The sequence below is a fragment of the Rhodococcus zopfii NBRC 100606 = JCM 9919 genome (assembly GCF_001895025.1).
GTDB classification, from domain to species: Bacteria; Actinomycetota; Actinomycetes; order Mycobacteriales; family Mycobacteriaceae; genus Rhodococcus; species Rhodococcus zopfii.
In genome coordinates, this window is record NZ_BCXI01000010.1 from 54,744 (window position 1) to 78,422 (window position 23,679).

Annotated in this window: 25 protein-coding genes and 1 riboswitch; of the genes, 11 read left to right on the plus strand and 14 right to left on the minus strand. The window is 70.2% G+C overall.

The features are described from left to right. Positions 1 to 36: 36 nt before the first annotated feature. From RZ1_RS06630 to RZ1_RS06635, 3 genes are all read right to left on the minus strand, one after another. Positions 37 to 1,695 carry a DNA repair helicase XPB gene (locus RZ1_RS06630; protein WP_072810324.1) on the minus strand — a complete coding sequence of 553 codons (1,659 nt, stop codon included), beginning with the start codon at positions 1,693 to 1,695 and terminating at the stop codon, positions 37 to 39. Between the two features lie 113 nt (positions 1,696 to 1,808). Further along, on the minus strand, positions 1,809 to 2,021 hold the full coding sequence (locus RZ1_RS29900) for a hypothetical protein (protein ID WP_139281784.1): 213 nt from the start codon (positions 2,019 to 2,021) through the stop codon (positions 1,809 to 1,811). Further along, complete coding sequence (locus RZ1_RS06635; RefSeq protein WP_072810325.1) at positions 2,018 to 2,197, minus strand: hypothetical protein; 180 nt, start codon at positions 2,195 to 2,197, stop codon at positions 2,018 to 2,020. The genes RZ1_RS29900 and RZ1_RS06635 overlap by 4 nt, the downstream gene beginning before the upstream one ends. Positions 2,198 to 2,504: 307 nt before the next feature. Between RZ1_RS06635 and RZ1_RS06640 the strand changes: the two genes are divergently transcribed. Further along, positions 2,505 to 4,091, plus strand: coding sequence for a GMC oxidoreductase (locus RZ1_RS06640; protein ID WP_238072114.1), 1,587 nt, complete (start codon positions 2,505 to 2,507; stop codon positions 4,089 to 4,091). 89 nt (positions 4,092 to 4,180) lie between these two features. Next, the gene (locus RZ1_RS06645) at positions 4,181 to 4,570 is read left to right on the plus strand and encodes a hypothetical protein (RefSeq protein WP_238072113.1); all 390 of its coding nucleotides are present in this window, start codon (positions 4,181 to 4,183) and stop codon (positions 4,568 to 4,570) included. Positions 4,571 to 4,709: 139 nt separating this feature from the next. Here the strand turns inward: RZ1_RS06645 and RZ1_RS06650 are convergent, their stop codons facing one another. Continuing rightward, entirely contained in the window at positions 4,710 to 6,995 is a 2,286-nt protein-coding gene (locus RZ1_RS06650) for a helicase-associated domain-containing protein (protein ID WP_072810330.1), read from the minus strand. A gap of 59 nt (positions 6,996 to 7,054) precedes the next feature. Here RZ1_RS06650 and RZ1_RS06655 point away from each other — a divergent pair, with 59 nt between their 5' ends. Further along, the gene (locus tag RZ1_RS06655; protein WP_072810332.1) at positions 7,055 to 7,243 is read left to right on the plus strand and encodes a hypothetical protein; all 189 of its coding nucleotides are present in this window, start codon (positions 7,055 to 7,057) and stop codon (positions 7,241 to 7,243) included. 74 nt (positions 7,244 to 7,317) lie between these two features. Here RZ1_RS06655 and RZ1_RS06660 read toward each other — a convergent pair whose 3' ends face one another. From RZ1_RS06660 to RZ1_RS06670, 3 genes are all read right to left on the minus strand, one after another. Continuing rightward, complete coding sequence (locus RZ1_RS06660) at positions 7,318 to 7,911, minus strand: transglycosylase family protein (protein WP_072810334.1); 594 nt, start codon at positions 7,909 to 7,911, stop codon at positions 7,318 to 7,320. 7 nt (positions 7,912 to 7,918) lie between these two features. Further along, positions 7,919 to 8,131, minus strand: a riboswitch (cyclic di-AMP (ydaO/yuaA leader). Positions 8,132 to 8,359: 228 nt separating this feature from the next. After that, positions 8,360 to 8,752 carry a YccF domain-containing protein gene (locus RZ1_RS06665; protein ID WP_072810336.1) on the minus strand — a complete coding sequence of 131 codons (393 nt, stop codon included), beginning with the start codon at positions 8,750 to 8,752 and terminating at the stop codon, positions 8,360 to 8,362. Next, entirely contained in the window at positions 8,749 to 8,982 is a 234-nt protein-coding gene (locus RZ1_RS06670; protein ID WP_338109545.1) for a hypothetical protein, read from the minus strand. Before RZ1_RS06670 ends, RZ1_RS06665 begins: the two co-directional genes overlap by 4 nt. 172 nt (positions 8,983 to 9,154) lie before the next feature. On the opposite strand from RZ1_RS06670, the gene RZ1_RS06675 reads away from it, so the two are divergent. After that, positions 9,155 to 9,568: a cold-shock protein gene (locus RZ1_RS06675; RefSeq protein WP_171061674.1), complete on the plus strand. Its 414-nt coding sequence runs from the start codon at positions 9,155 to 9,157 to the stop codon at positions 9,566 to 9,568. 67 nt (positions 9,569 to 9,635) lie between these two features. Here the strand turns inward: RZ1_RS06675 and RZ1_RS06680 are convergent, their stop codons facing one another. From RZ1_RS06680 to RZ1_RS06690, 3 genes are all read right to left on the minus strand, one after another. Next, positions 9,636 to 10,130, minus strand: coding sequence for a DUF2771 domain-containing protein (locus tag RZ1_RS06680; RefSeq protein WP_072810342.1), 495 nt, complete (start codon positions 10,128 to 10,130; stop codon positions 9,636 to 9,638). Beyond that, positions 10,127 to 11,845 (minus strand): MFS transporter, encoded by a 1,719-nt coding sequence (locus RZ1_RS06685; protein ID WP_072810344.1) that lies wholly within the window; start codon positions 11,843 to 11,845, stop codon positions 10,127 to 10,129. Before RZ1_RS06685 ends, RZ1_RS06680 begins: the two co-directional genes overlap by 4 nt. 70 nt (positions 11,846 to 11,915) lie before the next feature. Beyond that, entirely contained in the window at positions 11,916 to 12,752 is an 837-nt protein-coding gene (locus RZ1_RS06690) for a glutaminyl-peptide cyclotransferase (protein ID WP_244899317.1), read from the minus strand. Positions 12,753 to 12,824: 72 nt separating this feature from the next. Between RZ1_RS06690 and RZ1_RS06695 the strand changes: the two genes are divergently transcribed. The 3 genes from RZ1_RS06695 to RZ1_RS06705 are packed head-to-tail and all read left to right on the plus strand — an operon-like array spanning position 12,825 to position 17,066. Further along, the gene (locus RZ1_RS06695; protein WP_083583554.1) at positions 12,825 to 13,754 is read left to right on the plus strand and encodes a DUF3027 domain-containing protein; all 930 of its coding nucleotides are present in this window, start codon (positions 12,825 to 12,827) and stop codon (positions 13,752 to 13,754) included. A gap of 1 nt (position 13,755) precedes the next feature. Beyond that, positions 13,756 to 16,530: a sacsin N-terminal ATP-binding-like domain-containing protein gene (locus RZ1_RS06700; protein ID WP_072810348.1), complete on the plus strand. Its 2,775-nt coding sequence runs from the start codon at positions 13,756 to 13,758 to the stop codon at positions 16,528 to 16,530. Continuing rightward, positions 16,527 to 17,066 (plus strand): phosphatase PAP2 family protein, encoded by a 540-nt coding sequence (locus tag RZ1_RS06705; RefSeq protein ID WP_072810350.1) that lies wholly within the window; start codon positions 16,527 to 16,529, stop codon positions 17,064 to 17,066. Before RZ1_RS06700 ends, RZ1_RS06705 begins: the two co-directional genes overlap by 4 nt. A gap of 25 nt (positions 17,067 to 17,091) precedes the next feature. Here the strand turns inward: RZ1_RS06705 and RZ1_RS06710 are convergent, their stop codons facing one another. Beyond that, on the minus strand, positions 17,092 to 17,340 hold the full coding sequence (locus RZ1_RS06710) for a DUF2530 domain-containing protein (protein WP_072810351.1): 249 nt from the start codon (positions 17,338 to 17,340) through the stop codon (positions 17,092 to 17,094). 81 nt (positions 17,341 to 17,421) lie between these two features. Here RZ1_RS06710 and RZ1_RS06715 point away from each other — a divergent pair, with 81 nt between their 5' ends. From RZ1_RS06715 to RZ1_RS06730, 4 genes are all read left to right on the plus strand, one after another. Further along, positions 17,422 to 18,876 carry an NCS2 family permease gene (locus RZ1_RS06715; RefSeq protein ID WP_072810353.1) on the plus strand — a complete coding sequence of 485 codons (1,455 nt, stop codon included), beginning with the start codon at positions 17,422 to 17,424 and terminating at the stop codon, positions 18,874 to 18,876. Between the two features lie 43 nt (positions 18,877 to 18,919). After that, positions 18,920 to 19,351, plus strand: coding sequence for an Rv0880 family HTH-type transcriptional regulator (locus RZ1_RS06720; RefSeq protein ID WP_072810355.1), 432 nt, complete (start codon positions 18,920 to 18,922; stop codon positions 19,349 to 19,351). 153 nt (positions 19,352 to 19,504) lie between these two features. Then, complete coding sequence (locus RZ1_RS06725; protein ID WP_072810636.1) at positions 19,505 to 20,311, plus strand: TrmH family RNA methyltransferase; 807 nt, start codon at positions 19,505 to 19,507, stop codon at positions 20,309 to 20,311. Beyond that, positions 20,308 to 20,586, plus strand: coding sequence for a DUF2537 domain-containing protein (locus RZ1_RS06730; RefSeq protein ID WP_072810356.1), 279 nt, complete (start codon positions 20,308 to 20,310; stop codon positions 20,584 to 20,586). Before RZ1_RS06725 ends, RZ1_RS06730 begins: the two co-directional genes overlap by 4 nt. 16 nt (positions 20,587 to 20,602) lie before the next feature. Here the strand turns inward: RZ1_RS06730 and RZ1_RS06735 are convergent, their stop codons facing one another. The 3 genes from RZ1_RS06735 to serC form a co-directional block, all read right to left on the minus strand. Continuing rightward, entirely contained in the window at positions 20,603 to 21,313 is a 711-nt protein-coding gene (locus RZ1_RS06735) for a DUF6928 family protein (RefSeq protein ID WP_072810358.1), read from the minus strand. Between the two features lie 11 nt (positions 21,314 to 21,324). Next, complete coding sequence (sepH, locus tag RZ1_RS06740; protein ID WP_174565171.1) at positions 21,325 to 22,236, minus strand: septation protein SepH; 912 nt, start codon at positions 22,234 to 22,236, stop codon at positions 21,325 to 21,327. Positions 22,237 to 22,473: 237 nt separating this feature from the next. After that, positions 22,474 to 23,595, minus strand: coding sequence for a phosphoserine transaminase (gene serC, locus RZ1_RS06745; protein ID WP_072810361.1), 1,122 nt, complete (start codon positions 23,593 to 23,595; stop codon positions 22,474 to 22,476). Positions 23,596 to 23,679 lie beyond the last annotated feature (84 nt).

Below are 23,679 nucleotides of genomic sequence, written 5' to 3' on the forward strand. Positions count from 1 at the left end.
AGCATATGGGAGGGGTTCCGGTCCCCGGACAGACCGTCAGCCGATCGGCGGCCCGAGCAGGTCGTCGGCGTCGGTGATGCGGTACGCGTAGCCCTGCTCGGCAAGGAACCGCTGCCGGTGCGCGGCGTACTCGGCGTCGAGGGTGTCTCGGGAGACCACCGAGTAGAAGTGCGCCTGACCGCCGTCCTGCTTGGGACGCAGCAGCCGGCCGAGGCGCTGCGCCTCCTCCTGCCGGGACCCGAATGTGCCGGACACCTGCACCGCCACCGACGCCTCCGGCAGGTCGATGGAGAAGTTGGCGACCTTCGACACCACCAGAACCTTCAGTTCACCGTTGCGGAACCGGTCGAACAGCGCCTCGCGTTCCTTCGTCCGCGTCGAGCCCTTGATCACCGGTGCATCGAGGGCTTCACCGAGCTCGTCGAGCTGATCGATGTAGGCGCCGATGATCAGGGTGGGGGCGTCGCCGTGTTTGGCGAGGATCGACTTCACCACCGGGATCTTGGTGCGGGCCGTCGAGCACAGCTTGTATCGTTCCTCCGGCTCGGCGACCGCGTACGCCATCCGTTCCGCGTCGGTGAGCGTGACCCGCACCTCCACGCAGTCGGCCGGGGCGATCCAGCCCTGCGCCTCGATGTCCTTCCACGGCGCGTCGTACCGCTTCGGGCCGATCAGCGAGAACACGTCGCCCTCCCGGCCGTCCTCGCGGACGAGGGTCGCGGTGAGGCCGAGCCGACGCCGTGACTGCAGATCGGCGGTCATGCGGAACACCGGCGCCGGCAGCAGGTGCACCTCGTCGTAGATCATCAGGCCCCAGTCGCGGGAATCGAACAGCTCGAGGTTGCGGTACTCGCCCTTCGACTTGCGGGTGATCACCTGGTAGGTCGCGATGGTGACCGGGCGGATCTCTTTCTTCTCGCCCGAGTACTCACCGATCTCCTCCTCGGTCAGCGAGGTGCGGGCGATCAGCTCGCGCTTCCACTGGCGGCCGGCGACGGTGTTGGTCACCAGGATCAGGGTGGTCGCGCCTGCCTTCGCCATCGCGGCGGCACCGACCATCGTCTTGCCTGCACCGCACGGCAGCACCACCACACCGGAGCCGCCCGCCCAGAACGATTCGGCGGCGAGTTCCTGATAGTCGCGCAGGTGCCATGGGTCGGAGTCGAAATCGAGCGTGATCGGATGTGCCTCGCCGTCGACGTAGCCTGCCAGGTCCTCCGCCGGCCAGCCGATTTTCAGCAGCATCTGCTTGAGCCGGCCACGCTCGCTCGGATGCACCACCACGGTGTCGTCGTCGATGCGCGCGCCGAGCATCGGGGCGATCTTCTTGTTGCGCAGCACCTCCTCGAGCACCGCGCGATCCGTGCTCGCCAACGTCAGGCCGTGCGCGGGATTCTTCGCCAGCTGCAGGCGCCCGTAGCGGGCCATTGTGTCGACGACGTCGACCAGCAGCGGCTGCGGCACCGCGAACCGCGAATAGGTGACGAGTGCATCGACGACCTGCTCGGCGTCGTGCCCCGCGGCGCGGGCGTTCCACAGCGCCAGCGGGGTCACCCGGTAGGTGTGGACGTGTTCGGGGGCGCGTTCGAGTTCGGCGAACGGCGCGATCGCCTGGCGTGCCGCGTCGGCGAGTTCGTGATCGACCTCCAGGAGCAAGGTCTTGTCGGACTGGACGATCAACGGTCCGTCGGCCACGGACGCCTCCTAGCACGGGGAACAGCGGAACTCACCCATTCTCCAGACACCGGGGGCGGCGCGCCACCCGCGCGCCGCCCCGGTGTTCCCGGGCCCGTTGTCCCGCCGACCCGTCAGCTCGTGAGTGAGCGGCGCACCTCCATCACGCATACCAGCGCCTCGGAAATGCCGGAGCGGTAGCCCGCGTCCTTTTCCGACATTGCGGGGGAGGAATCCAATTCGTTCTCGAGCCTGTCCTGGATTTTATCCAGGGCCGACAGCGTCCTTTTCACGTGTGCTTCCTGTTTACGTTGTTCGTGAATTCGGTGGATTTCTGCGGAGATCACACCATCACAGCGGATTCGGCGGCCTGCTCATCAAGTGCGAACAGGCGGGCGCGGGCCAGGGCGGCACGGCGACCGTTCGCGAACGAGGGCGACGATCCGCCGTCGTCCGCGCGGTCCGACATGGCTGTGAACTGCTCGTACAGGCTGTCGAGGAGTTCTCGGGCGGAGATGGTCACGGCAGGTCCCGACGGATCAGTTCGACTTGCGCCTCGTCACGAATTCGTCTGCGTTCGTCTGTTTGCGGCGTTTTTCCGCCCGCCGCTCCTTGATCGACTGTGCCGGTTTCTTGAGTGCTTTACCCTTGTCGGCCATTTTTCTCCTCTCGAAAAAGGGGCTGAACAACCCGACAGGACCCGACCATAGCCCATTTGCAGAAAAAAGCCAGTCGCCGAAAAATCGAACTCGACAGGAATCGGAATCGGCGGGCAGAGGCCGAACCGGCTCGTCGACGTCGTGCGGCCAACGGGACCTATGCTGTGCACCGTGGAAGCCGAGGGCAATACGAGAATCGCTGCCGATGTGATCGTGGTCGGCAGCGGATTCGGCGGTTCGGTCACCGCTCTACGGCTGGCGGAGCAGGGACGTCGCGTTCTGGTACTCGAACAGGGGAGACGCCATTCACGCGCGGACCTGACGGCCGCGCGCCGCGACCCGCGCCGATACCTGTGGCTGCCCGAACTCGGCCTGCGCGGGTTCTTCTGGCAGCGGGTGTTTGCGCACGTCGGCATCATCGGCGGTGCCGGCGTCGGCGGCGGCAGCATCGTCTGGGCCGGTGTGCTCCTCGAACCGGAGCAGGCGTTCTTCACCGATCCGGCGTGGCCGGCATCTGAAAAGAATTGGCGCGCAGAGCTTTCGGATCACTACGTGACCGCCGCTCGCATGCTCGGTCGCACCACGGCCCCGTTCAGCGGCCCGATGGACGAGCACCTGCGTGTCGTTGCGCGGACGCTCGGGGTCGAGGAGACGTACGGGCCCACCCCGATGGCGATCTGGTTCGGGGACGAAGGCGTCACCGTGCCGGATCCGTTCTTCGGTGGCGACGGCCCCGACCGCACCGGATGCCGGCTGTGCGGCGCGTGCCTGATCGGGTGCCCGCACGGCAGCAAGAACACCCTGGACCTGAACTATCTGTGGCTGGCCGAACGCCGCGGCGTCGAAATCCGGCCCGAGCAGCACGTCACGTCGGTGACCGCACTCGACGACGGATACGAGGTGCAGCTGGCCGGCGGTGAACGGCTGCGCGCACCCGAGGTGGTGCTCGCCGCCGGGGTGCTCGGAACCGTGGAACTGCTGTACAGGTCCCACGCGAACGGCGGGCTCCCTCATATCTCCGACCGGCTCGGCGACCGGGTACGCACCAACTCGGAGGCGATCACCGCGGTCCTCGCCGACGACGTCGACACCGATCTGACTCGCGGACCGACCATCTCGAGCGAGTTCTATCCGGACGAACGCACCCACGTCACCCAGAACCGTTACGTCGGCGGATGGCACATGCGGTTCCAGGTCGGGCCGCTGGTCGACGGCGCCGATCCGCGTCGACGCCGCCGGGCGGCCGTGGCGACCCTGCTGCGACATCCCGTGCGCCAGGTGCGAACCGTGTTCGCGCGCAACTTCATCGAACGGCTCAGCGTGTTCACGGTGATGCAGGACGTGGAGAGCGAGATCCGGCTCGACTACGCCCGGTCGCCGATCCGGCCGTGGCGGAAGGTGCTCCGGTCGCGCGGTGTTCCGGGCCGGCAGGCGCCGAGTTATCTGCCGCAGGCCAACGCGGTCGCCCGCGCATTCGCCGAGTCGATCGGCGGTCGCCCGCTCAACCTGCTGCTCGAGAGCATCGGAGGCAAGTCCATCACCGCGCACATCCTCGGCGGCGCGGCGATCGGCTCCGACGCGTCGCACGGCGTCGTCGACACCGACCACGAGGTGTTCGGACATCCCGGCCTGTACGTGGTGGACGGCTCGGCGATTCCCGCGAACGTGGGGGTGAACCCGAGCCTGACGATCGCCGCCATGGCCGAACGCTTCGCCGCGCGGTATGCAGCACGGAAGGAAAGCGGGCAGACGACGTGAACACCGGGGATACCGACGCCCTCCGGAGCTTGCCCGGGTCGATACGCGGGCTGCGCGACCGGTTCCGGTCCCTGCCCTCGGCCACGACCATGCCACCCGGTACTTACCGCGCCGTTTTCGTCGGACCGGCACTGCTCCGCTTCGCGGCCCCGCGCGCGATCGCTCTCGGCGGGATGCCGCGCTGGTACGGCAAGCGCGTCGCAGGGGACGGTACCGCGGCCAACCTGCTCGGCGCCGACGACGGGACGCTCCGCGAGCACCTGCCGATCGCGGTCGCGACCGGGCCGTCCTGGCTCGACGGCCGGCCCGCGGTGGTGGTCTCCTACGGCGCCGACGGCCCGATCCCGTGGCGGTGGGTGCGCGACGAGTTCCGTGCCCTCGACGAGCGGACCCTGCTCGGGCTGACCTTCGCAGGGGGATCGTGGTCGCGGGTGGCGGCGTCGCCGTTCGTCCTCGTCCGCGACGACCCTCGGTCCTGAGCCCGGGCTTCGCCCCCCTTTTTCGAGCGAATGTACCGTTCGTCTCCTTCAATCGACTGAACGTATCGTTCGCTCGGAAAGTGGGGGTGTGCCGCTCGAAAAAGTGGGGATGTGCGCCGCTGCGGGCCGGCGACTCGGGTCAATCGACCAGTGCGACCGAGGTGACCCGGTGCAGTACGAAGCTACGCACCGTGCCGGCCGCGGGATCGAACGCTTCGAGCGCGCCGCCGCTCACCGCGACCGGGTCGACGATGCGACGGGTGGCGACGCCCTGCGCGTCGACGTATCCCAGGGTGACGCTGCGTTTGCTGTGCACCGCAAGTTGCAGCAGCGCCATCGTGGCGGCGCCCCCGGACCGGCTGCCGTCCGCCTGCACGGACTTCGACGCCGACGTGGTCGCGGCGCGGTCACCGGCGCGCAGGGTACGGACCAGCGTGTCGAGTTGCTCGGTGGACGGGGGGACCGGACCGGTGTAGCGGGCGCGGGTGCGCGGCACCGCCAGCCGGGCACCGGGCGGCCGCAGGTCGAGTACCGCGCCCGACGAATCCTCCCCGGCGGGGGAGAAGCCCGCCGCTCTCAGTTGCTGCAACACCTCGGCCAGCGGTGCCTGGGAGATCGCGACGGTCGGTGCCAGCGCCCGTAGCGCCAGCGCGCCGGCGACCGGCGCGGCGAGGACCTCGGCGAGCAGCGCCGGATCGTCGGACCGGACGAACGACGACGCGACGCCGGTGCGCAACCGCCCGTGCCGCCGCGCGACGTCGTCGATGAGATAGGTCAGTGCCTGCGGCACCGGTGTCCGCGAATGCGTTGCGAACAGGGCGTGCAGGTCCCCCGCTCCGGTACCCGCATCGAGGGCCCGCCGAACGCCGGCCTCCCCGATCCGGTACACAGTCGCGGCTCCGGCCGATTCGACGTCGGCGACGAGCGCGATGCGCGCGGCGAGGTCGGGCACCAGCGGTCCGGGCGCGACCACGGTCAGGTCCGCCTGCACGAGGACATAGTCCACCGGTTCCGGCAGCGCGGCGTCCATCTCGGCTTCGGCGTCGCCGCCGTGCAGCAGGGCCTTGCCGGGGGACGCGATCGACCCGTGCGCGACGACGGCGAGCACGGTGGCCTCCCGCAACGTCCCCGCGACCGCGTCGGCTCCGAGCCTTCCCGCCCAGCGAGGTCGCCGCCAGGCGAGTGCCGCGCGCACCTGGGCCGCATCGGGGGCGGAGCCGGGGGTCTCGGCGAGCAACTCGAGCAGAAGCCGCCGGTCGCGGACCGCGGGCGGGGACTGCACCTCGTCGGACAGCGCGGCGATCGGCTTGTCGTTCGGGTCGCGCCGGCCGACGAGCCACGGTCGCCGAGGACAGTCGAGCCAGGCACCGGCGAGTACCGCCCATCGGTGTCCGCTGGGTGCCTTCGACCAGCCATCGGCGGATGTCGTCGGGGCCCAGTAGTCGTCGACATCGGTCGGTGGTGGCGGGTCCGGCAGGCCCCGCGCGATCAGTCCGGCCGCGGCGAGCACCTCGACGAGCAGCGCCGCGTGGGTTTCGTCGATGCCGACGGTCTTCGCGAGCCTGCGGACTTCGCGCACACCGAGCCCCCCGGACTTGAGGGCCGGGGCGGGGGCAGAGCCGAGCGCGTCGATCAGTTCCTCGGCGTGCCGCAGCAACTCCAGCGCGGCGCCCGCGGCGGTCGCGTTGACCTCCGCGACGGTGTGCGTCGCCGGTATCGCGGGTGGCGGCCTGAGCGCGGCCGGATCGAAGGGTGCCTCACCCCGCAGGTGCTGACCCACCCGGTGGGGAAGTTCGACCGTTTCCTCGTCGAGGCGGATCAGCAGCCCGGACGCGATCAGCTGCTGCACCGGCCGGTCGGTAGGTGTGTCCGGGGCGGCGTCCTTGGTCCGGCCGACGGGGGAGGTGCGTGCCAGGGTGTCGAGGATGCCGCGGCGGGCGGCGTCGAGGTCGTCGATCATGGCCGCGAGTCGGGTGTCGTCGGGTAGCTCCGATGCGGTGCTGCGGGCGATGCGCCAGGGCACGGTGTCGGTGGCCGCCGGAACCAGGGACAGTTCGTCGGCGGGACCCCACACGAGCAGCAGGCTGCGCAACCGGTCGAGGGTGCGGTCGACGTTCTTCGCGGTGGTGCGGCCCGCGAGCAGGTCCAGCAGCGCGCGGCGCGTCACGGGTGCCCTGGTGGCGCCGAGCCGGGCGAGCGCCTCGATCACACCGAAATCGCCGGTGGTCAGTTCGTCGGCGGCTCGGAACACCGATGCCCGCTGCTGGGCGCGGTTCGCCAGGACGATCATGGTGGCCGGCGGGGGCACCACCAGATCCGGCCGGGCGCGCAGCAGGGCGGCCAGGTCGGAGTCGCGACGTCCGGCCAGCCACCGGGCGAGCGACGGGGGCCGGGCGTCCGGCCCGGACGGGGTGGTGGTGGTCATCGGATTCAGATTAGAGACCTGAGGTGGCCCACCGCGAACTCACCTGCCAAAATGAGCGCATGGCGAACACTTCGAAGAACCAGTACGTTGATCGCGGATGGCCGGAGCTCGTCGACGGCGATCTCGCCGTCACCGAGTTGTCCTCCACGCGTTCGGGTCCGCTCTCTCCGTACGGTGAGGAGACGGACTTCCCGATCCCGGTCGATTCCCTCCCGTACACGCACCCCCGCACCGTCATCAACCGCTGATTCCTCAGGTTTCCGGAACACAGCGAAGGGGCCCGCACCGAATCCGGTGCGGGCCCCTTCGCTGTGTTCCGGTGTCAGTTCGGCAGGATGGCCGTGACCTGATTGACCAGGCCCTGATCGACCGGGATGCCGGCGGCGCGCAGCGCGTCGATGCCCTGTGCGAAGCCCGCCTTGGCGCTCTGCGGCGCCATGAACGGGATGCTCTCCTGCAGGGTCGGCGCCGCCTCGGGGGCGGTCTGCTCCTGCGTCTCGACCGTGTCCGCGAGGGTGCCGGACGTCGGCGCCGAACGCTGCGACGGTGCGCTGCTCAGGCCGAGGCTCGAGGAGCAGGACGGCCATGCGCCCCAGCCCTGGCCTTCGAGGACCCGCTCGGCGACGGCGATCTGCTGGTCACGGCTGGCCTGGCTGGCGGTCGGCGCGTACTGCTGGCCGCCGTAGGCGTTCCAGGTGCTCGGCGAGAACTGCAGGCCGCCGTGGTAGCCGTTGCCGGTGGCGATGCCCCAGTTGCCGCCGGACTCGCACTGTGCGAGGCGGTCCCAGTCGGAGTCGGGGGCCGCATTGGCGGTGCCGCTGAATGCGACGCCGGTGACGCCGAGAACCGCGCTGGTCAGCGCGAACTTCGCGACGGTACGGCCGGTGTTGGTGGGTTTGCGATGGCGTCCGCTCATTGCTCCGGTTTCCTCTCCGCACGCGCCTACGAGGTCAGCTGTCGGGTTCGGGCTGAAGAGGTAGCCCGGCCGCGTTGCTCCCGCTGGGAGCGATTCGGCTTCACCCCAAGGGCCGTTGCGTGGTGCTTCGGCCCGGGTGCCTCCTGGGAACTTCCGCTCCCTGGGAGACCGTGTGGGTCCCCCGTTTCCTGTCCCCTGGATCGTTCGTCGGGGTCCGGTTCCGCGGGACAGGATTTGGCGCGGCGGATCCGGGGTGGCCGGACCAGTCCGACCGGAGTCGACGGTAACGGGTCCGGGGGCCGAGTGTCACCAATTGATAACGCGCGATCCTTTGCGCGCGTGCCGTGACCTCGGGGAGGGCCGATCGGGAACGCGCAGGTAGCGCGCTATCTCGTCCCGTCGAGACCGTTCGAGGCCGGAACGTTATGGCGTCGTGATGTGATGAACGTCACAGATGTTGCTGGAGTGATCCGACGGGCACGATGTCCTTGCCGAGGGGCATCAGCGAGATCGGGATCATCTTCAGGTTCGCGAGGGCGAGCGGGATCCCGATGATCGTGATCGCCATTGCAACCGCGGTCGCAATGTGCCCGATCGCGAGCCACACTCCCGCGACGATCACCCAGATCACGTTGCCGATCAGGGACCCGGCCCCGGCTGTCGGCTTGTCCACCACGGTCTTGCCGAACGGCCACAGCGCGTACACCCCGATGCGGAACGCCGCGATGCCGAACGGGATCGTCACGATCAGCACGCAGCAGATGATGCCGGCGAGGAAGTACCCCAGCGCCAGCCACAGCCCCCCGAAGATCAGCCAGATGAGATTGAGCAGGAACTTCACGACCCACCTCCACGCGCGCGACGGCCCGACCGCAGGGCGAACGTGATGGCCAGCAGGAAGCCCAACGGCCACGCCGCGGTCAGGAGATACAGCACCAGGCCCGGTTTGCCGTCGGTGACCACCGGGGTCAGAAAAATTGCGACAACCGCGACGATACCGACAGCGAAGCACGCGAGCGCGGCTTTGAGCAGGCCGTTGCTCGGCCCCGTAGAAGAATCGGAAGTACCCACGTCGTCCACGGTAGTGCGTCGACGCCGGCACACGACGGTCGCACGGGCTGCCCGAACCCGGATCGGGGTACACTGGCGCCGTCTACGCGTCCCGCACCCGATTGCGGGGCGCGTTGTTTTGCATATCCACAGGTGCCCGGTGGGCACAGCTGTCGAGGAGCGGGTGAGCGCGGTGCCAAGCGGCAAGGTGAAGTGGTACGACGTCGAAAAGGGCTTCGGCTTCCTGTCCCAGGAGGAGGGCGAGGACGTGTATGTCCGGGCGTCCGCGCTTCCGGACGGAGTGGACGCACTCAAGCCGGGCCAGCGCGTGGAGTTCGGCATGGCCGTCGGACGCCGCGGCCCGCAGGCACTGAGCGTGAAACTGCTCGAACAACCGACCCTGCGGCAGAAGGGCGGCCGCCGCGAGAACACCCCGGAGCGCGAACGCCGCAATCCCGAGGATCTGGCGAGCATGATCGAAGACGTGATCACGCTGCTCGACACCGCGGTCCAGCCTGATCTGAGGCGCGGCCGGTACCCGGAACGCAAGGCAGCCCAGCGAATCTCCGAGGTCTTGCGCGCCGTCGCCCGCGAGCTCGACTCCTGACGCTCGACACCGCACTCACGGCGAGGGCCTCCGGTGATGCACCGGAGGCCCTCGCCGTGAGTAGCGGTCAGTACGTCTGGATCGCCCAGACCGCGTGGGCGATCGCGGTGCCCGTCTCGTCCTGCACCGCCGACGGCAACTGGATCTCCACGCCGAGCAGCTGGATCGCCGGGTCGGACGGCACGGTCACCGCGCGCTGCTCGCCGGGCGTGAAGAGGCGGCCGTCCACGAACGTCTCGCCCGTCTTCGGATCGCCGTAGACGACGATCAGGCGCCACGGGGCATCGGAAATCTCCGACGGCAGCGACAACTGCAGCGGGAACCCGGCCGGAACGTCGAGCTTGCCGAGCGGATTCTCGACACACTCCTCCAGGTAGAGGTTGCAGTGCTGGGTCGGCTCGACCGTCACGCTCGTGCCGTGCGCGAACGCGGTGACCGTCGGCAGCTTCGGATCGGCCGAGTCGACGAGCTTCCACACCACGGCGGCGAGACCACCCGCCACGAGTAACACGACCACCGCGATCAGCGAGATGATCTTCTTCGTCCGGGCTTGCAGCGTCATCGACTTCCGTTCCTGCTCGTATGTCCGCCGGCGCGTGGGGTGCGCCGGTCGGCGGTCTCTTGATCGGCGTGCTCGGGGCGTTTACCCCCGAAGCCGGGCAACAGCGTCTTCCCACGGTAGGTCAGGACCGTTTGGATCAGTCCCAGAACCAGCACCACCGTGACGACGCCGAAGCCGATCCAGTACTCGGGCGGCAACAACACACCCAGCGCGCCACCGGTCACCCAGCTCAACTGGAGTACCGTCTCCGAACGTCCGAACCCGGACGCGATCGACTCCTCGGGCAGGTCCTGCTGCAGCGACGCGTCCAGCGACACCTTTGCCAGGGCGCTCGCACACGCCGCCACCAACGCCGCGGCGGCAGCCGCGAAGATGTTGTCCGTGGCGGCCACGATCGCCGCGACGATCACCACCGCCGCGGTACAGCGGACGACGATGAGCGCGGGCCGGCCCAGCGTCAGCCGCGCCCCCGTGGCGTTGCCGGTGAAGTTGCCGATCGCCGCGGCCGCCCCGACCAGGCCGAGCATCGCCGCCTGCACCAGCGGTTCGTGCTCGGTCTTGGACTTCGCGACGAACGCCATGAACAGGGTCAGGAAGCCGGTGAGCACCCGGATCGTGCCGTTGCCCCATAGCCCGGTGACCACCGCCCGGCCCAGCGGCTGACGGCGTCGCGCGCCCGGCGCGGCGATCACCTCGGTCTTCGTGTCGAGCACTTCGGTGCGCGCCTCGGCCCCGCGATACGACAGCGTCGCCGGGACCTCGCCTTCGGTGACCTCCACCCACGCCGGGATCCGCATGCTCAGATACGCGCCGAACGCGGTGATCCCGGCGCACAACCACAGCGCCCCCGACGACCCGAACAGCCACGCCGCGGCGGCGGCGACCGCACCGGCACCCAACGTGCCGCCGACCAGGCCGAACACGGTCAGCCGGGAATTCACCCGCACCAGATCGATCTCCGGTGGCAGCACCCGGGGCGTCACCGCCGATTTCAGCACCGAGAACGATTTGCTCAGCACCATCATCGCCAGGGCCGCCGGATACAGCCCCCAGCTGTCGAAGTTGAACACGAGAACCACCGCGAGAACACACCGCAGCGCGAACGACGCCGCCAGCGCCAGCCGACGACCGTGCTGCAACCGATCCAGCAACGGGCCGATCAACGGGGCGATGATCGCGAACGGTGCGATCGTGATGAGCAGGTACAGCGCGACCTTCGTCTTGTCCTCCCCGGTCGCGGCCGAGAAGAACAAGGTGTTCGCCAGGGCCACCGCGATCGCCGCATCGCTCGCGAAATTCGCCATCGTCGCGTACATCAGGGCCGTCAGCCCGGACTTGTCGGCGCCGTCCGCGGTGGCCGCGCGACGGAACGTCGCGATGCCCTTGTTGGTCAGTTCCCGGCTGCGCAGGGCCGCGACCCGCGTCACCGTCAGCTTCCGCGGCATCCGCGGGGCGCGCGGCGCATCGGACTCCGGGGTCGTGCGCGCGTCGTCGCGGGGTTTGCGGGCCCCGTCGAGGGGGTGCAGCGGCGGCAGCGGAGTGCGTCGGGCAGCGGTGCGCCGCGGGGGCGGATAGTTCCGGTAGCCGGGGTGGTCCGCATCGGGGTCGTGCCGGCCGGGACGCGAGCGGTGCGCAGCCGAGCGGCGGTCGCTGCCGTCGGCGCCGGCACGGCCGCGCGCCGGGTCGGCGGGTCGGCGCTCGTCCGGATCGGTCACGACTTCGATTCTTCCCCACCCGCCGACGGTGCTGCAGACAGGTACCCGCGTGAGAAGCGACGGGCAGTGCTCACGGGACGAAGCGCACCTCGAACATCGTGGGCCAGTACTTGCCGGTGACGAGAAACCGGTCGGTGCCCGGAACCTGCGCGATTCCGTTGAGAACGTCGATGCCCTCGCGCTGATCGTCGGTGAGCGCGCCGCGGAGCGCGCCCGCGTCGATGCGCGCGGTGACCCGCCCCGAGTGCGGGTCGATGCGGACGATCTCGTCGGTCTTCCACACGTTGGCGTAGACAGCGCCGTCGTCGGCGCATTCCAGTTCGTTGAGGTTGTCCACCTCGCGACCGTCGGCGCGCACGGCCGCGGTGCCGAGCACGTCGAAACCTGCCGGGTCCCGGAACGTGAGGGTCGACGACCCGTCGCTCATGACCAGACGGTCCCCGGCCGCGCACAGACCCCAGCCCTCACCGTCGTATTCGACGCGGTCGCGGGGCGCCAGCGTCACGCGGTCGCGGGCGATCGCCACGCCGTCCTTCCAGGTCAACTGCCACACAGTGTCACCGGCCACGGTGATGCCCTCGCCGAACATGCCGTCGGGAACCGGCACCCGAGTCCGCTCGGCGCCGGTGTCGAGCGCCCGCGCCGACAGGTACGACCGGCCGCTCCGGCCGGTGCCCTCGAGCAGTTCGCCGTCGGAGATCTCGAGTCCCTGCGTGAACGCTTCCGTGTCGTGCGGGCGGGCCGCGACGATCTCGACGCGCAGCCGCTCGGCGGGCGGCCCGGGGTCGGCGGCGGGTTGTTCGCTGCAACCGGCGAGGACCCCGCCGGCGAGCGCCGCGGAGGTCGCGGCGAGGACCCCGGCGGCTCGGATCGGGCCGGGGGGTCCGGCTCCCTGTCGCAGTCGCACGGGCCTCATCATCGCAGTTGTCGGCCGCCGTCTCGGCGGCCAAGGGTCGCGTTCCCGTCCCGGTGCGGCAGAATGGGGGCCGTGAGTGCTGTGTCTTCTGCTGATGCCCCCAGCGCGGAACGTTCGGCCGCCGCGGCTGTGCGACCCGTCCTCGCCGATGCGGTCGACGTCGCCCGCGCGGCTCTCGACGAACTCGGCGAAGGCGGGATCGGTGCACACCTGGGTGTGACCGGGGAGAACGACTGCGCGGCCACCCATCGTTTCGTCGCCGACCTACCCGGGTACCGCGGCTGGCAGTGGGCTGTCGTCGTGGCCGCCGCGCCGGAGTCCGATCACGTCACGGTCAGCGAACTGGTGTTGCTGCCAGGACCCGACGCGCTGATCGCGCCCGAGTGGCTGCCGTGGAACGAGCGGATCCGCCCCGGCGACCTCGGCCCCGGCGACCTGCTCGCCCCGACCGCCGACGATCCGCGTCTGGTGCCCGGATACATCGAGTCCGGCGACCCCGAGGTCGATGACACCGCGCTCGAGATCGGTCTCGGCCGCCGGCAGGTCATGAGCCTCGAAGGTCGTCTCGACGCGGCGCAGCGCTGGTTCGAGGGCTACGGACCCGACAGCGAGATGGCGAAGGCCGCCCCCTCCACGTGCCTGCTGTGCGGCTTCTACCTGCCGCTCGCGGGGTCGTTGCACGCGGCGTTCGGGGTGTGCGGGAACGAGTACGCTGCGGACGGGCACGTCGTGCACTCGCAGTACGGCTGCGGCGCCCACTCGGACACCACGCTCCCGACCGGTGCGGGGTCGCCCCGATTCGAGGCGTACGACGACGCCGCGGTGGAGATCGTCCCGATCACCCGTCCGGAACCAAGGGACGACGAGACCGTCGGGTCCGAACAGCCCTCCGGTGCGACAGCCACCGACGGCGCGGCAGCCACCGACGGCGCGGCAGCCACCGACGGCGCGGCAGCCACCGACGATGCCGGCCGGCCGGAACAGACCGACTGACGTGACCCCGCCCGACCCCGCGGACCCGTTCGGCACCGCGGCGCTGCGGGACGGCACGCTGCTCGCGTGGCAAGCCTCGCCGACCCGTCTGCGGGAGGACACCGCCACAGAATCGGACCTCGTCCGGGCCGGCTACCGCGACCGGGTCCTCACCGAACTCGCGCAGAACGCAGCCGACGCCGCGACCCGCGCGGGCACGGCCGGTGCGATGCGGGTGTGGGTCGGCGACGACGGGCTCCACGTCGCCAACACCGGTGCCCCGCTGGACGGTCCCGGTGTGCAGGCACTGACGGCGCTGCGGGCGTCCGCGAAAACCGCGGGGGTCGGACGCTTCGGTGTCGGCTTCACCGCCGTCCTCTCGGTCTCCGACGACATCGAGATCCGGTCCCGGACCGGGTCGGTCCGCTTCTCCGGTGAGCGCACCCGCACGGTGTTGCGCGAGCGCGACCTGACGCCACCACGGTCCGGAGTGCCGGTCCTGCGCCTGGCGTGGCCCACCGCCGCACCGCCGGTGTCCGGCTTCGACACCGAGATCGTGCTTCGGCTGCGCCCCGACGTCGACGCGCGTGCTCTGCTCGGCGGGTTCCGGGACGAGGTCGCGGACCTGTTGCTGGAACTGCCTGCCCTGGGCTCGGTCACCATCGGCGACGCCGAATTCACCTGCGTCCGAACCGATCTCGGGGACGGCATCCACGAGATCGCCGTCGCCGGACGCCGCTGGTGGGAAGGCGAAGGGCCGCATGCGCGTTGGCTGGCTCCGGTCGGTGGCACCGGCGAGATCGCCCCCGTCGGCGACGACGTGCTGCGCGCCCCCACCCGGTCCGACGAGGAACTGTCGCTACCGGTCCTCGTCATCGCCGACGTGCCGATGCAACCGGATCGGCGGCGACTGCTTCCCGGCGCCCGGGTCGATCGGATCGCCGAGGGCTATGCGCGTTTCGCCGCGTCGCTGCCCGCAGACCAGCGGATCGCGTTGGTGCCGGTGCCCGGATTCGCGCGCAGCGAGGCCGACGGACTGCTCCGGGAGGCAGTGCTCGCGGAACTACGCACCCACCCGTGGCTGCCCGCCGCGGCCGGCGGCAACGACCTGGTGCCCGAACGCGCGACGGCACTCGACGGGCTCACCGAGGAGCTGGCCGAAGCCCTCGCCGATGTCGTCCCCGGTCTCGTCGCCCCCGCGCTGTGCAGCCCGCGGTATGCGTCGGTGCTCGGTGCCGTGGACGTGCACCGGATCGGACCGGCCCGCATCGCCGAACTGCTCACCGGCCTCGACCGCGACCCGCACTGGTGGTGCCGGTTGTACGACGCGCTCGAGCCGCTCGTCGTGGATTCGGTGGTCGCGGAGGAACTCGCGTCGATCCCGGTGCCGTTGTCGGACGGGCGCCTCGTCACCGGTCCGCGCACCACCGTGCTCGGGTCCGATCTCGGGGTGGGCGGTCCGCTCGCGTTGCCGTGGGTGCGGCTGGTGCACCCGGACGCCGCCCACCCGTTGCTCGCGCGGCTGGGAGCCGGCACCGTCACCGCCGTCGACCTGCTGTCGGATCCCGCGTTGTTCGCTGCCGTCGAGGATGTCGATCCCGACGACGCCGACGCGGCCGCCGAACTCGCCGACACGGTGCTGCGGCTGGCCGAGCACGTTCCGGCCGGCGCCCTGCCCCGCGAGCTCGGGGCCCTGCTGCTTCCCGACACCGACGGCGAACTGGTTCCCGCCGACGAACTGCTCCTGCCGGGGGCGCCTCTCGCTGCCGTTCTCGTCGACAAATCACCTTTCGGCACAGTGGATTCCGAGACCGCCGACCGTTACGCCGCGGACTCGTTGCGGGCCGTCGGGGTCGGCTGGGGGTTCACCGTGCTGCGGGCCGACCTGCCCACCGGGCCGGACCATGATCTGCCCGACGAGGAGCAGTGGTGGGACACGGTCGACACCGACCCGGACACCCTCGTCGCGGTCCGCGATCTCGACCTCGTCGACGAGACCCGGTGGGCGCAGGCCCTGTCGTTGCTCGCCGCGGACCCCGACACCGCCGCCGCGCTCGCCGACCGCGACGGCTACACCGCGTGGTGGCTGCGCACCTACGCGGTCCTCGACGGGCAGCTGCTGGGCCGGTTGCGCGCCCCCGACGACCTCACCTTCGAAGGCCTGCTCGATCCGTGCCCGCATCCCGACGCCGAGCAACTGCGGGCGTGCCTCGCCGCGTCGGCCGTCGACAGCACCGCACTGGCCGCGCTGCTGCTCGAGCGCCTCGCCGACCCGAATCGCCATCCGACCCCCGCGGTCGTCGCCGCGGCGCACAGTGCCCTCGCCGGGGCGTACGGGGCCGGAGTCCTCGATGTCACCGAACTGGATCTGCCGGACGCGGTGCGCAGCATCGCCGGCACCGTCGTCGACGCGACCGACGGGCTCGTGCCGGACCGCCCGTGGCTCGCCGCGGTGATCCCCGCGGAGCGGATCGTGATCGGCGCCACGGCAACTGCCCGCGCCCTGGCCGAACTGCTCGACCTCCCGCTCGCGTCCGACGCGGTGTCCGCCGAACCGACCGGCCCGGGCCGGGCCACCGAATGGTCGCGGGAACCACAGGCCGTGCTCGCCGCCGCGACTGCCGGGGTGCCCCTGCCGCGAGGACCGCTCACCGTCCACGAGCGGCTCGTCGTGCGCTGTGCGGGTGCGGTGACGGGGGAACACGACGTGGCGTGGTGGGTGGACCGGTCCGGCACCACCCATTGCACTGCCGCCGGGTTCGCCGCCGCCGTCGCGAGCGGCGGTGCAGGGACGTGAACCTCGACGTGGCGGTACTCGACTGGATGCTCGGTATCCGCGAGCCCGCGAGCACGACCGCCGTCACCGTCGTCACGCACACCGGCGGCACCGTCGGGGTCACGATCCTGGCGACCGTCGCAACGCTGCTGTTGCTGCGGGCGTCGCGGCCGCAGGACGCGCTGCTGGTCGGCGGCGCCGTGCTCACCGGCTGGCCCGCCATGAGCCTGCTCAAACTGCTGTTCGGTCGCGACCGGCCGCCGCAGCCGGAGCGGCTGGTGGAGCTGTCGACGCACTCGTTCCCGTCCGGTCACGCGATGATGTCCGCCGTCCTGGCGGTCACCCTCGCTGCCGTCCTCGCCCGCTCCGCGCGTCCGCAGGGCCCGTGGCGCACCGCGCTGTACGCCGGCCTCGCGGGTTACACCCTGGCCGTCGGACTGTCCCGCGTCTACCTCGCGGCGCACTGGCTGACCGACGTCGTCGCCGGCTGGATCCTCGGATCGCTGTGGGCTCTGCTGTGGGTGTGGTTGGTCACGCGGGTGCGGATCCGTCGCTGACCCGACGAGCTGGCGGCCCGGATCGTCAGCTCAGACCGACCTGGGCTCCTCGCCGACCGCGGCGCGCGGCGCGCCGTTGGGCGAGGAACAGTGCAGAACCCAGCAGCCCCACCACGATTCCGGCCACACACACCGGCAGCGTCGCGGCCCAGCGTTCCCCGGCGAGGAGAACGACGATCGTCGCGACGACCCACGCGGCGGTGCCGAGGGCGAGCGCAGGCCGGGGGTCGCCGAGCCGTCGGACCTGCACGGCAACGTCGTGTGCGTCTTTCACAATTTGCAGACTAGTAGTTCCCCGTTGCAATAATCTCCCGGTTCGACTCGAGCAGACCTTCTTCGGAGTGGATATTTCGACATGGCCGTAGGCACCGGATTACTGGACACCTATTTCAAGATCACCGAACGTGGGTCGACGGTGTCCCGGGAAGTTCGCGGCGGTGTCGTCACCTTCGTCGCGATGGCGTACATCGTGGTGCTCAATCCGCTGATCCTGGGCAGCTTCTCGGCCGACGACGCCACCGCCAAGGTCGACGTGCTCGGTAACATCCTGCCGATCAACCAGGTTGCCGCGGTCACGGCGCTGGTCGCCGGTCTGATGAGCATCGTGTTCGGCATCGTCGCCAACTATCCGTTCGCGCTGGCCGCCGGCCTGGGCATCAACAGCCTGCTCGCGGTGTCCATCGCGCCGCAGGTGACGTGGCCCGAGGCGATGGGCCTGGTCGTCATCGACGGCATCATCATCGTGGTCCTGGCGCTGACCGGATTCCGCACCGCGGTGTTCAATGCGATTCCGCCGGAACTGAAATCGGCCATCGCGGCGGGCATCGGTGCGTTCATCGCGTTCATCGGTCTCGTCGACGCCGGCTTCGTCCGCCGCATCCCCGACGCGGCAGGCACCACCGTGCCCGTCGGTCTCGGCATCGACGGTTCGATCGCGTCGTGGCCCACCGCGGTGTTCATCTTCGGGGTGCTGCTGATGGGTGTGCTGGTCGTGCGCAAGGTGCGTGGCGGCCTGCTCATCGGCATCGTGATCACCACGGTGGTCGCGGCGATCGTGCAGGCGATCACCGACGTCGGACCGTCGATGGGCACCAATCCGAAGGGCTGGAACCTGAGCACCCCCGAGGTGCCCGGGCAGATTGCCGGCGTGCCGGATCTGAGTCTGGTCGGGGACGTCGACCTGTTCGGTGCCTTCACCCGGATCGGCGTGATCGCCGCGACGCTGCTCGTGTTCACCCTGGTGCTCGCGAACTTCTTCGATGCGATGGGCACCATGACCGGGCTGGGCAAGGAAGCCGGCCTGGTCGACAAGGACGGCAACCTGCCGAACGTGGGCCGGGCTCTCGTCGTGGAGGGCACCGGCGCCATCGTCGGTGGGGCCGCCTCGTCGTCGTCGAACACCGTGTTCGTCGAGTCCGCGTCGGGCATCGCCGACGGTGCCCGCACCGGCCTGGCGAACGTCGTCACCGGCGTGCTGTTCCTCGCGGCGATGTTCCTGACACCGCTGTACGAGATGGTCCCGATCGAGGCGGCCGCGCCCGCCCTGATCGTCGTCGGCGCCCTGATGATCGGGCAGGTCCGAGACATCGACTTCAGCAAGTTCGAGGTCGCATTGCCCGCGTTCCTGACGATCGTGGTGATGCCGTTCACCTACTCGATCGCCAACGGCATCGGCGTCGGCTTCATCACCTGGGTGGTGCTGCACGCGGCGAGCGGGAAGATCCGCACGCTACATCCGCTGATGTGGGTTGTAGCAGCATTGTTCACTGCCTACTTCGTGGTGGATCCCATCACCAGCGTGCTCACCTAGACATCTGTCGGTAGTTTCCCTCCCATAACGTATTGTGCTCGCCATGACATCGGAAACACGCGCACTGGCGGGCGATCTCGCCCTGGCCGTCGTGCGCTTGACGCGTCATTTGCGGGGGAGACGCACCGATTCGCGAGTGTCCCTGACCCAGCTGTCGGCCATGTCGACGCTGAGCCAGGATGGAGCGATGACCCCCGGCGCACTTGCCGCGCGCGAGAAGGTCCAGCCGCCGTCGATGACACGTGTCATTGCGTCGCTCAACGATCTCGGTCTGGTGGAGCGGACTCCGCATCCGACCGACGGCAGGCAGATCATCGTCGACCTGTCCGAGTCGGGGCGGGATCTGCTGCGCGACGAGGCGCAGGCGCGCGAGGCGTGGCTGACGGAGCGACTGCAGCAGCTCGATCAGGACAGCCTCGACACCTTGCGCGACGCGGTGGGCATCCTCACCGTGATCGTCGCCGAAGACAAGTGACGGCCGGCTCTGCGGGATCCGGTTCGGGGAACACGGTGTAGTTCGGGGTGCCCGGATTCGGGCACCGTGCGGAGTTCCGAGGTCCCGGCATCGGCGGCTGACTCGTTCGCCCCGGCGCCGAACCCCGCCGTGTGACCTGGGAGAATGGACAGCGTGGTTCACGTCATCGACATCGACGATCCCGCCGACCCGCGGCTCGGCGACTTCCGCGACCTCAACTCGTCGGATCGCCGCCCCGACCTCCCGGACGGCAAGGGACTGGTCATCGCGGAGGGTGTGCTCGTCGTGCAGCGCATGCTCGATTCGCGGTTCACCCCGAACGGCCTGCTCGGCGTCGACCGCCGGCTCCGTGAACTCGCCGACGACCTGCGCGACGTGGATGTGCCGTTCTACCGCGCCTCCGCCGAGGTGATGGCCGAGGTCGTCGGGTTCCACCTGAACCGGGGTGTCCTAGCCGCCGCGTCCCGGCCCGATCCACTCGACCTCGGCGACGTGCTCGAGAAGGCGACGACCGTTGCCGTGCTCGAGGGCGTCAACGACCACGAGAACATCGGCTCGATGTTCCGCAATGCCGCCGGCCTCGGCGTCGACGCCGTGCTCTTCGGCAAGGGCTGCGCCGACCCGTTGTACCGCCGCGCGGTGCGCGTGTCGATGGGGCACGTGCTCCGCGTGCCGTTCGCGCACGCGCCGAACTGGCCGGCCGATCTCGACCGGTTGCGTGAGCACGGCTTCCAGTTGATCTCGCTCACCCCGAACCCCGAGGCCGTCACGCTGGCCGAGGCGATGACGGGGGAGAAGGTGGCGTTGCTGCTCGGCGCGGAGGGGCCGGGACTGACCGAGGACGCGATGCGTGCCACCGATGTGCGGGCGCGCATCCCGATGGCGCCGGGCACCGATTCGCTCAATGTTGCGACCGCCGCCGCGATGGCGTTCTACGAGCGGGTGCGGATCCCGAGATGACTCCGTCGTCGGCTCCCTCCGTGACCCCGTGGGCGACGGGCCTGACGCTCGCGGCGTTCGCGCTGGCCGTCACTGTCGTGACCGTCGTCGCGTTCGGTTCGGTGCTGGTCGGCATCAGTCCGGTGCTCGCACTCGTGGTCAACCTCGTCGCCGGCGCCGGGGTCGCCCCGACATTGTGGGTGTGGAGCCGGGTTCCGTTGTGGCGCTGGGTGGTTGCCGGGGTCGCTGCGGGAATTCCGGCCGGGTGGCTGATCCTGCTGGCGGCGTCGCTGTGATATCAGCGCCGGGGCGTCATCGGGTGCGGTGCCACCAGCGGCGCCCTCGTCTTTCCCGGGGCGGCGCGGGATCGGATGTGCCCGGCGGTATCTCGCCGTCGCGGTAGAGCCCGAACCGCCACACCTCGATGCCGGCCGGGGTCAGCCCGCCGGGATCGCCGCCGATGTACCGGAAACCGAGCCACGCATCGTTGGCGGTTTCGACGAGCCGACGCGGATGGAACGGAAGTGCCTGCGGGGGAGGCGGAATGTCGACGGGCCAGCGCACGGGATGGTCACCGGCCCAGTACGGACGTTCCCACACGAAGGGCACCCCGTGGTCCTCGAAGATGTCGACGGTCGTCGCGCTGAACGCGCGCCGCAGTTCCCCGTGGTGCCACTGCGCGAACGCACCCCACGCCCGCGGTGGATCCGACCGGATCAGGTAGGTGTTTTCGGAACCCAGTGTGTGCGTCCAGGTCTCGGGAATCGACGACGGCCGTCGCTGGTGCAGATCCGGACTGCACACCACGGTGACACCCGGATAGCTGCCCACGTGTACCCGGTCCGGCTCGGCGCACGCGACCGCCTCGGCGAGCGGAACCCGTTCCAGCGGAACCGAATTCAGATGCGGATAGAGGCGCCCCACGAGTGCTTGCGCGGAATCGCGCGCCGGGTGTGCGGAGCGTAGCACCGCGGCCGGTTCGGGGGCGTCGACGTACCAGAGGGTCGAGACGGACGCCGCCATCGGGGCCGTCCCTAGGCGCGTCCGTTGCTGCGCACACCGAGGAGCACGTCGTCCCAGGACGGGAGCGCGGGCTTGCCGCGCTTGTCCTTGCCCGGAGTGTGCTGCGGTGCCCGCTTCGGCTGCGGATCGTCCTCGGACTCCGCCTCGACGTCCTCGGCCGGGAGGTCGAACGTGTGGGCGTCGGCCTCGGCGGTGACCGGCTGCTCGGTCCGCTCCGGCTCGACCCGATCCAGTGTGATCGGCTCCGCCACGACCGGAACCCGCTCGCCCACGGTGTCGGTGTCGAGGGTGTCGTCGACGTCCCGCGCCGAGTACACCGGAGTCAGATACCGCAGCGGCCGGGCGCAGTCGGGGTCGACGAGCTCGCTCGCGATGTCGTCGAGCGCGACGATCGTGCCGCCGTGCGCGTCCGGCTGGTAACGCCAGTGAGCGCTGTTGGTGGAACGGCCTGCGTGCCACTGCAACTGCGCGACCCAGTGGCCGTCGTCGTCGCGCCACGCATCCCAGGTCGCGGCGTCGATGTTGTGACCGCGCGCGCGGAAGGCCTGCGAGACGACCTCGAGGAGGGTTTCGACCGCGGGACCGTCCGGCCGGACCGGGTGCCCCTTCTGTGCCATCTCCGCGGCCCGGGACCGCTCGAGCAGGACGGGGTAGGCGAAACGCTCGACCTTCGCCACCGGAATGCCGGCTTCCTCGGCGACCTGCTCGACGGACGCCCCGCCGCGGATCCGCGCCTGGATCTCCCGGGGGCGGAGCTGGCTGGTGGTCTCGATCTGGATCTGGCCGAGACGTGCGAGGTCGCCGCGGGATGCGGCACGCAGGGTGTCGTCGATCGGGATGCGGAACTTGTCGCCGGTTGCGGGATCCGCGAGCACGACGTGGGATCCGTCGGGCTCGAGGCCGACCACTCGAAGCTCTCGCACCTTGACCTCCTCGCGCCGGTTCGCGATTGACCCGCCCGACTGTAACGGACCGGCACGGTCGGTGCGGGCGGGACACGCCGCGCCACGCCGGGCGGGTTGTCGTGCAACCTCGACCCGGACGCGCTATGGTGCTGGGTTCACCCGAAGTCTCGACCATGGGTCGAGGGTTCGGGTGGGGCGGTAAACGGGGGGAGGACCGGACCCACCGGGCCCGGTCCTCCCCCCGTGACGCGAAAGTCAGAGCTGCCCGACGACCCAGTCGATGCTCTTCGTGAGCTGGCTGATGTCCTCGGGATCGATCGCCGGGAACATGCCGATGCGCAGCTGGTTGCGACCCAGCTTGCGGTACGGCTCGGTGTCGACGATGCCGTTGGCACGCAGGATCTTCGCGACCGCCGCCGCGTCGACCGAGTCGGCGAAGTCGACGGTGCCGACGACCTGCGAACGGTAGGCCGGATCGGCGACGAACGGCGTCGCGTACTCGGACGCCTCGGCCCACTCGTACAGGCGCGACGACGAATCCTTGGTGCGCGCGGTCGTCCAGTCCAGACCGCCGTTGCGGTTCATCCACTCGATCTGGTCGGCGAACATCAACAGCGTCGCGAGCGCCGGGGTGTTGTACGTCTGGTCCTTGACCGAGTTCTCGACCGCGATCGGCAGCGACAGGAACTCGGGCGTGAACCGGCCCGACTCCTTGATCTCGGCGACACGCTCGAGCGCGGCCGGGCTCATCAGCGCGACCCAGAGGCCACCGTCGGCGGCGAAGCACTTCTGCGGCGCGAAGTAGTAGGTGTCGACGTCGGTGATGTTCACCGGCAGACCACCGGCACCCGAGGTCGCGTCGATCGCGATGAGGGCCTTCTCGGAACCAGCCGGACGGGAAACCGGCACCGCGACACCGGTCGAGGTCTCGTTGTGCGCCCAGCCGATGAGGTCGACGTCACCGTCGGCGACGATCTCGGGAGCCGAGCCCGGCTCCGCCGACACGACGACCGGGTCGCCGATGAACGGGTTCTTCTTCGCCACCGACGCGAACTTCGACGAGAACTCGCCGTACGTGAAGTGCTGCGAACGCTCGCGGATCAGGCCGAACGCGGCCGCGTCCCAGAACGCGGTCGATCCGCCGTTACCGAGGACGACCTCGTAACCGTCGGGCAGCGAGAACAGGTCGCGCAGACCGCCGCGCACCCGCGCGACGACGTCCTTGACCGGCTTCTGGCGGTGGCTGGTACCGAACACCGAGGCGCCGACGTCGACCAGCGACTGCAGCTGCTCGGGGCGAACCTTGGAGGGGCCACAGCCGAAGCGGCCGTCGGTGGGCTTGAGGTCGGCGGGAATGATCGGTGAAGCGTCAGCCATCGGAATGCGTGTCCTAAGCGTCGAGGGACAGGTGCACAGGTAGTCTAAACCGCCCCCGTCGCGGGGCCCGACCGGCTCGCTTCG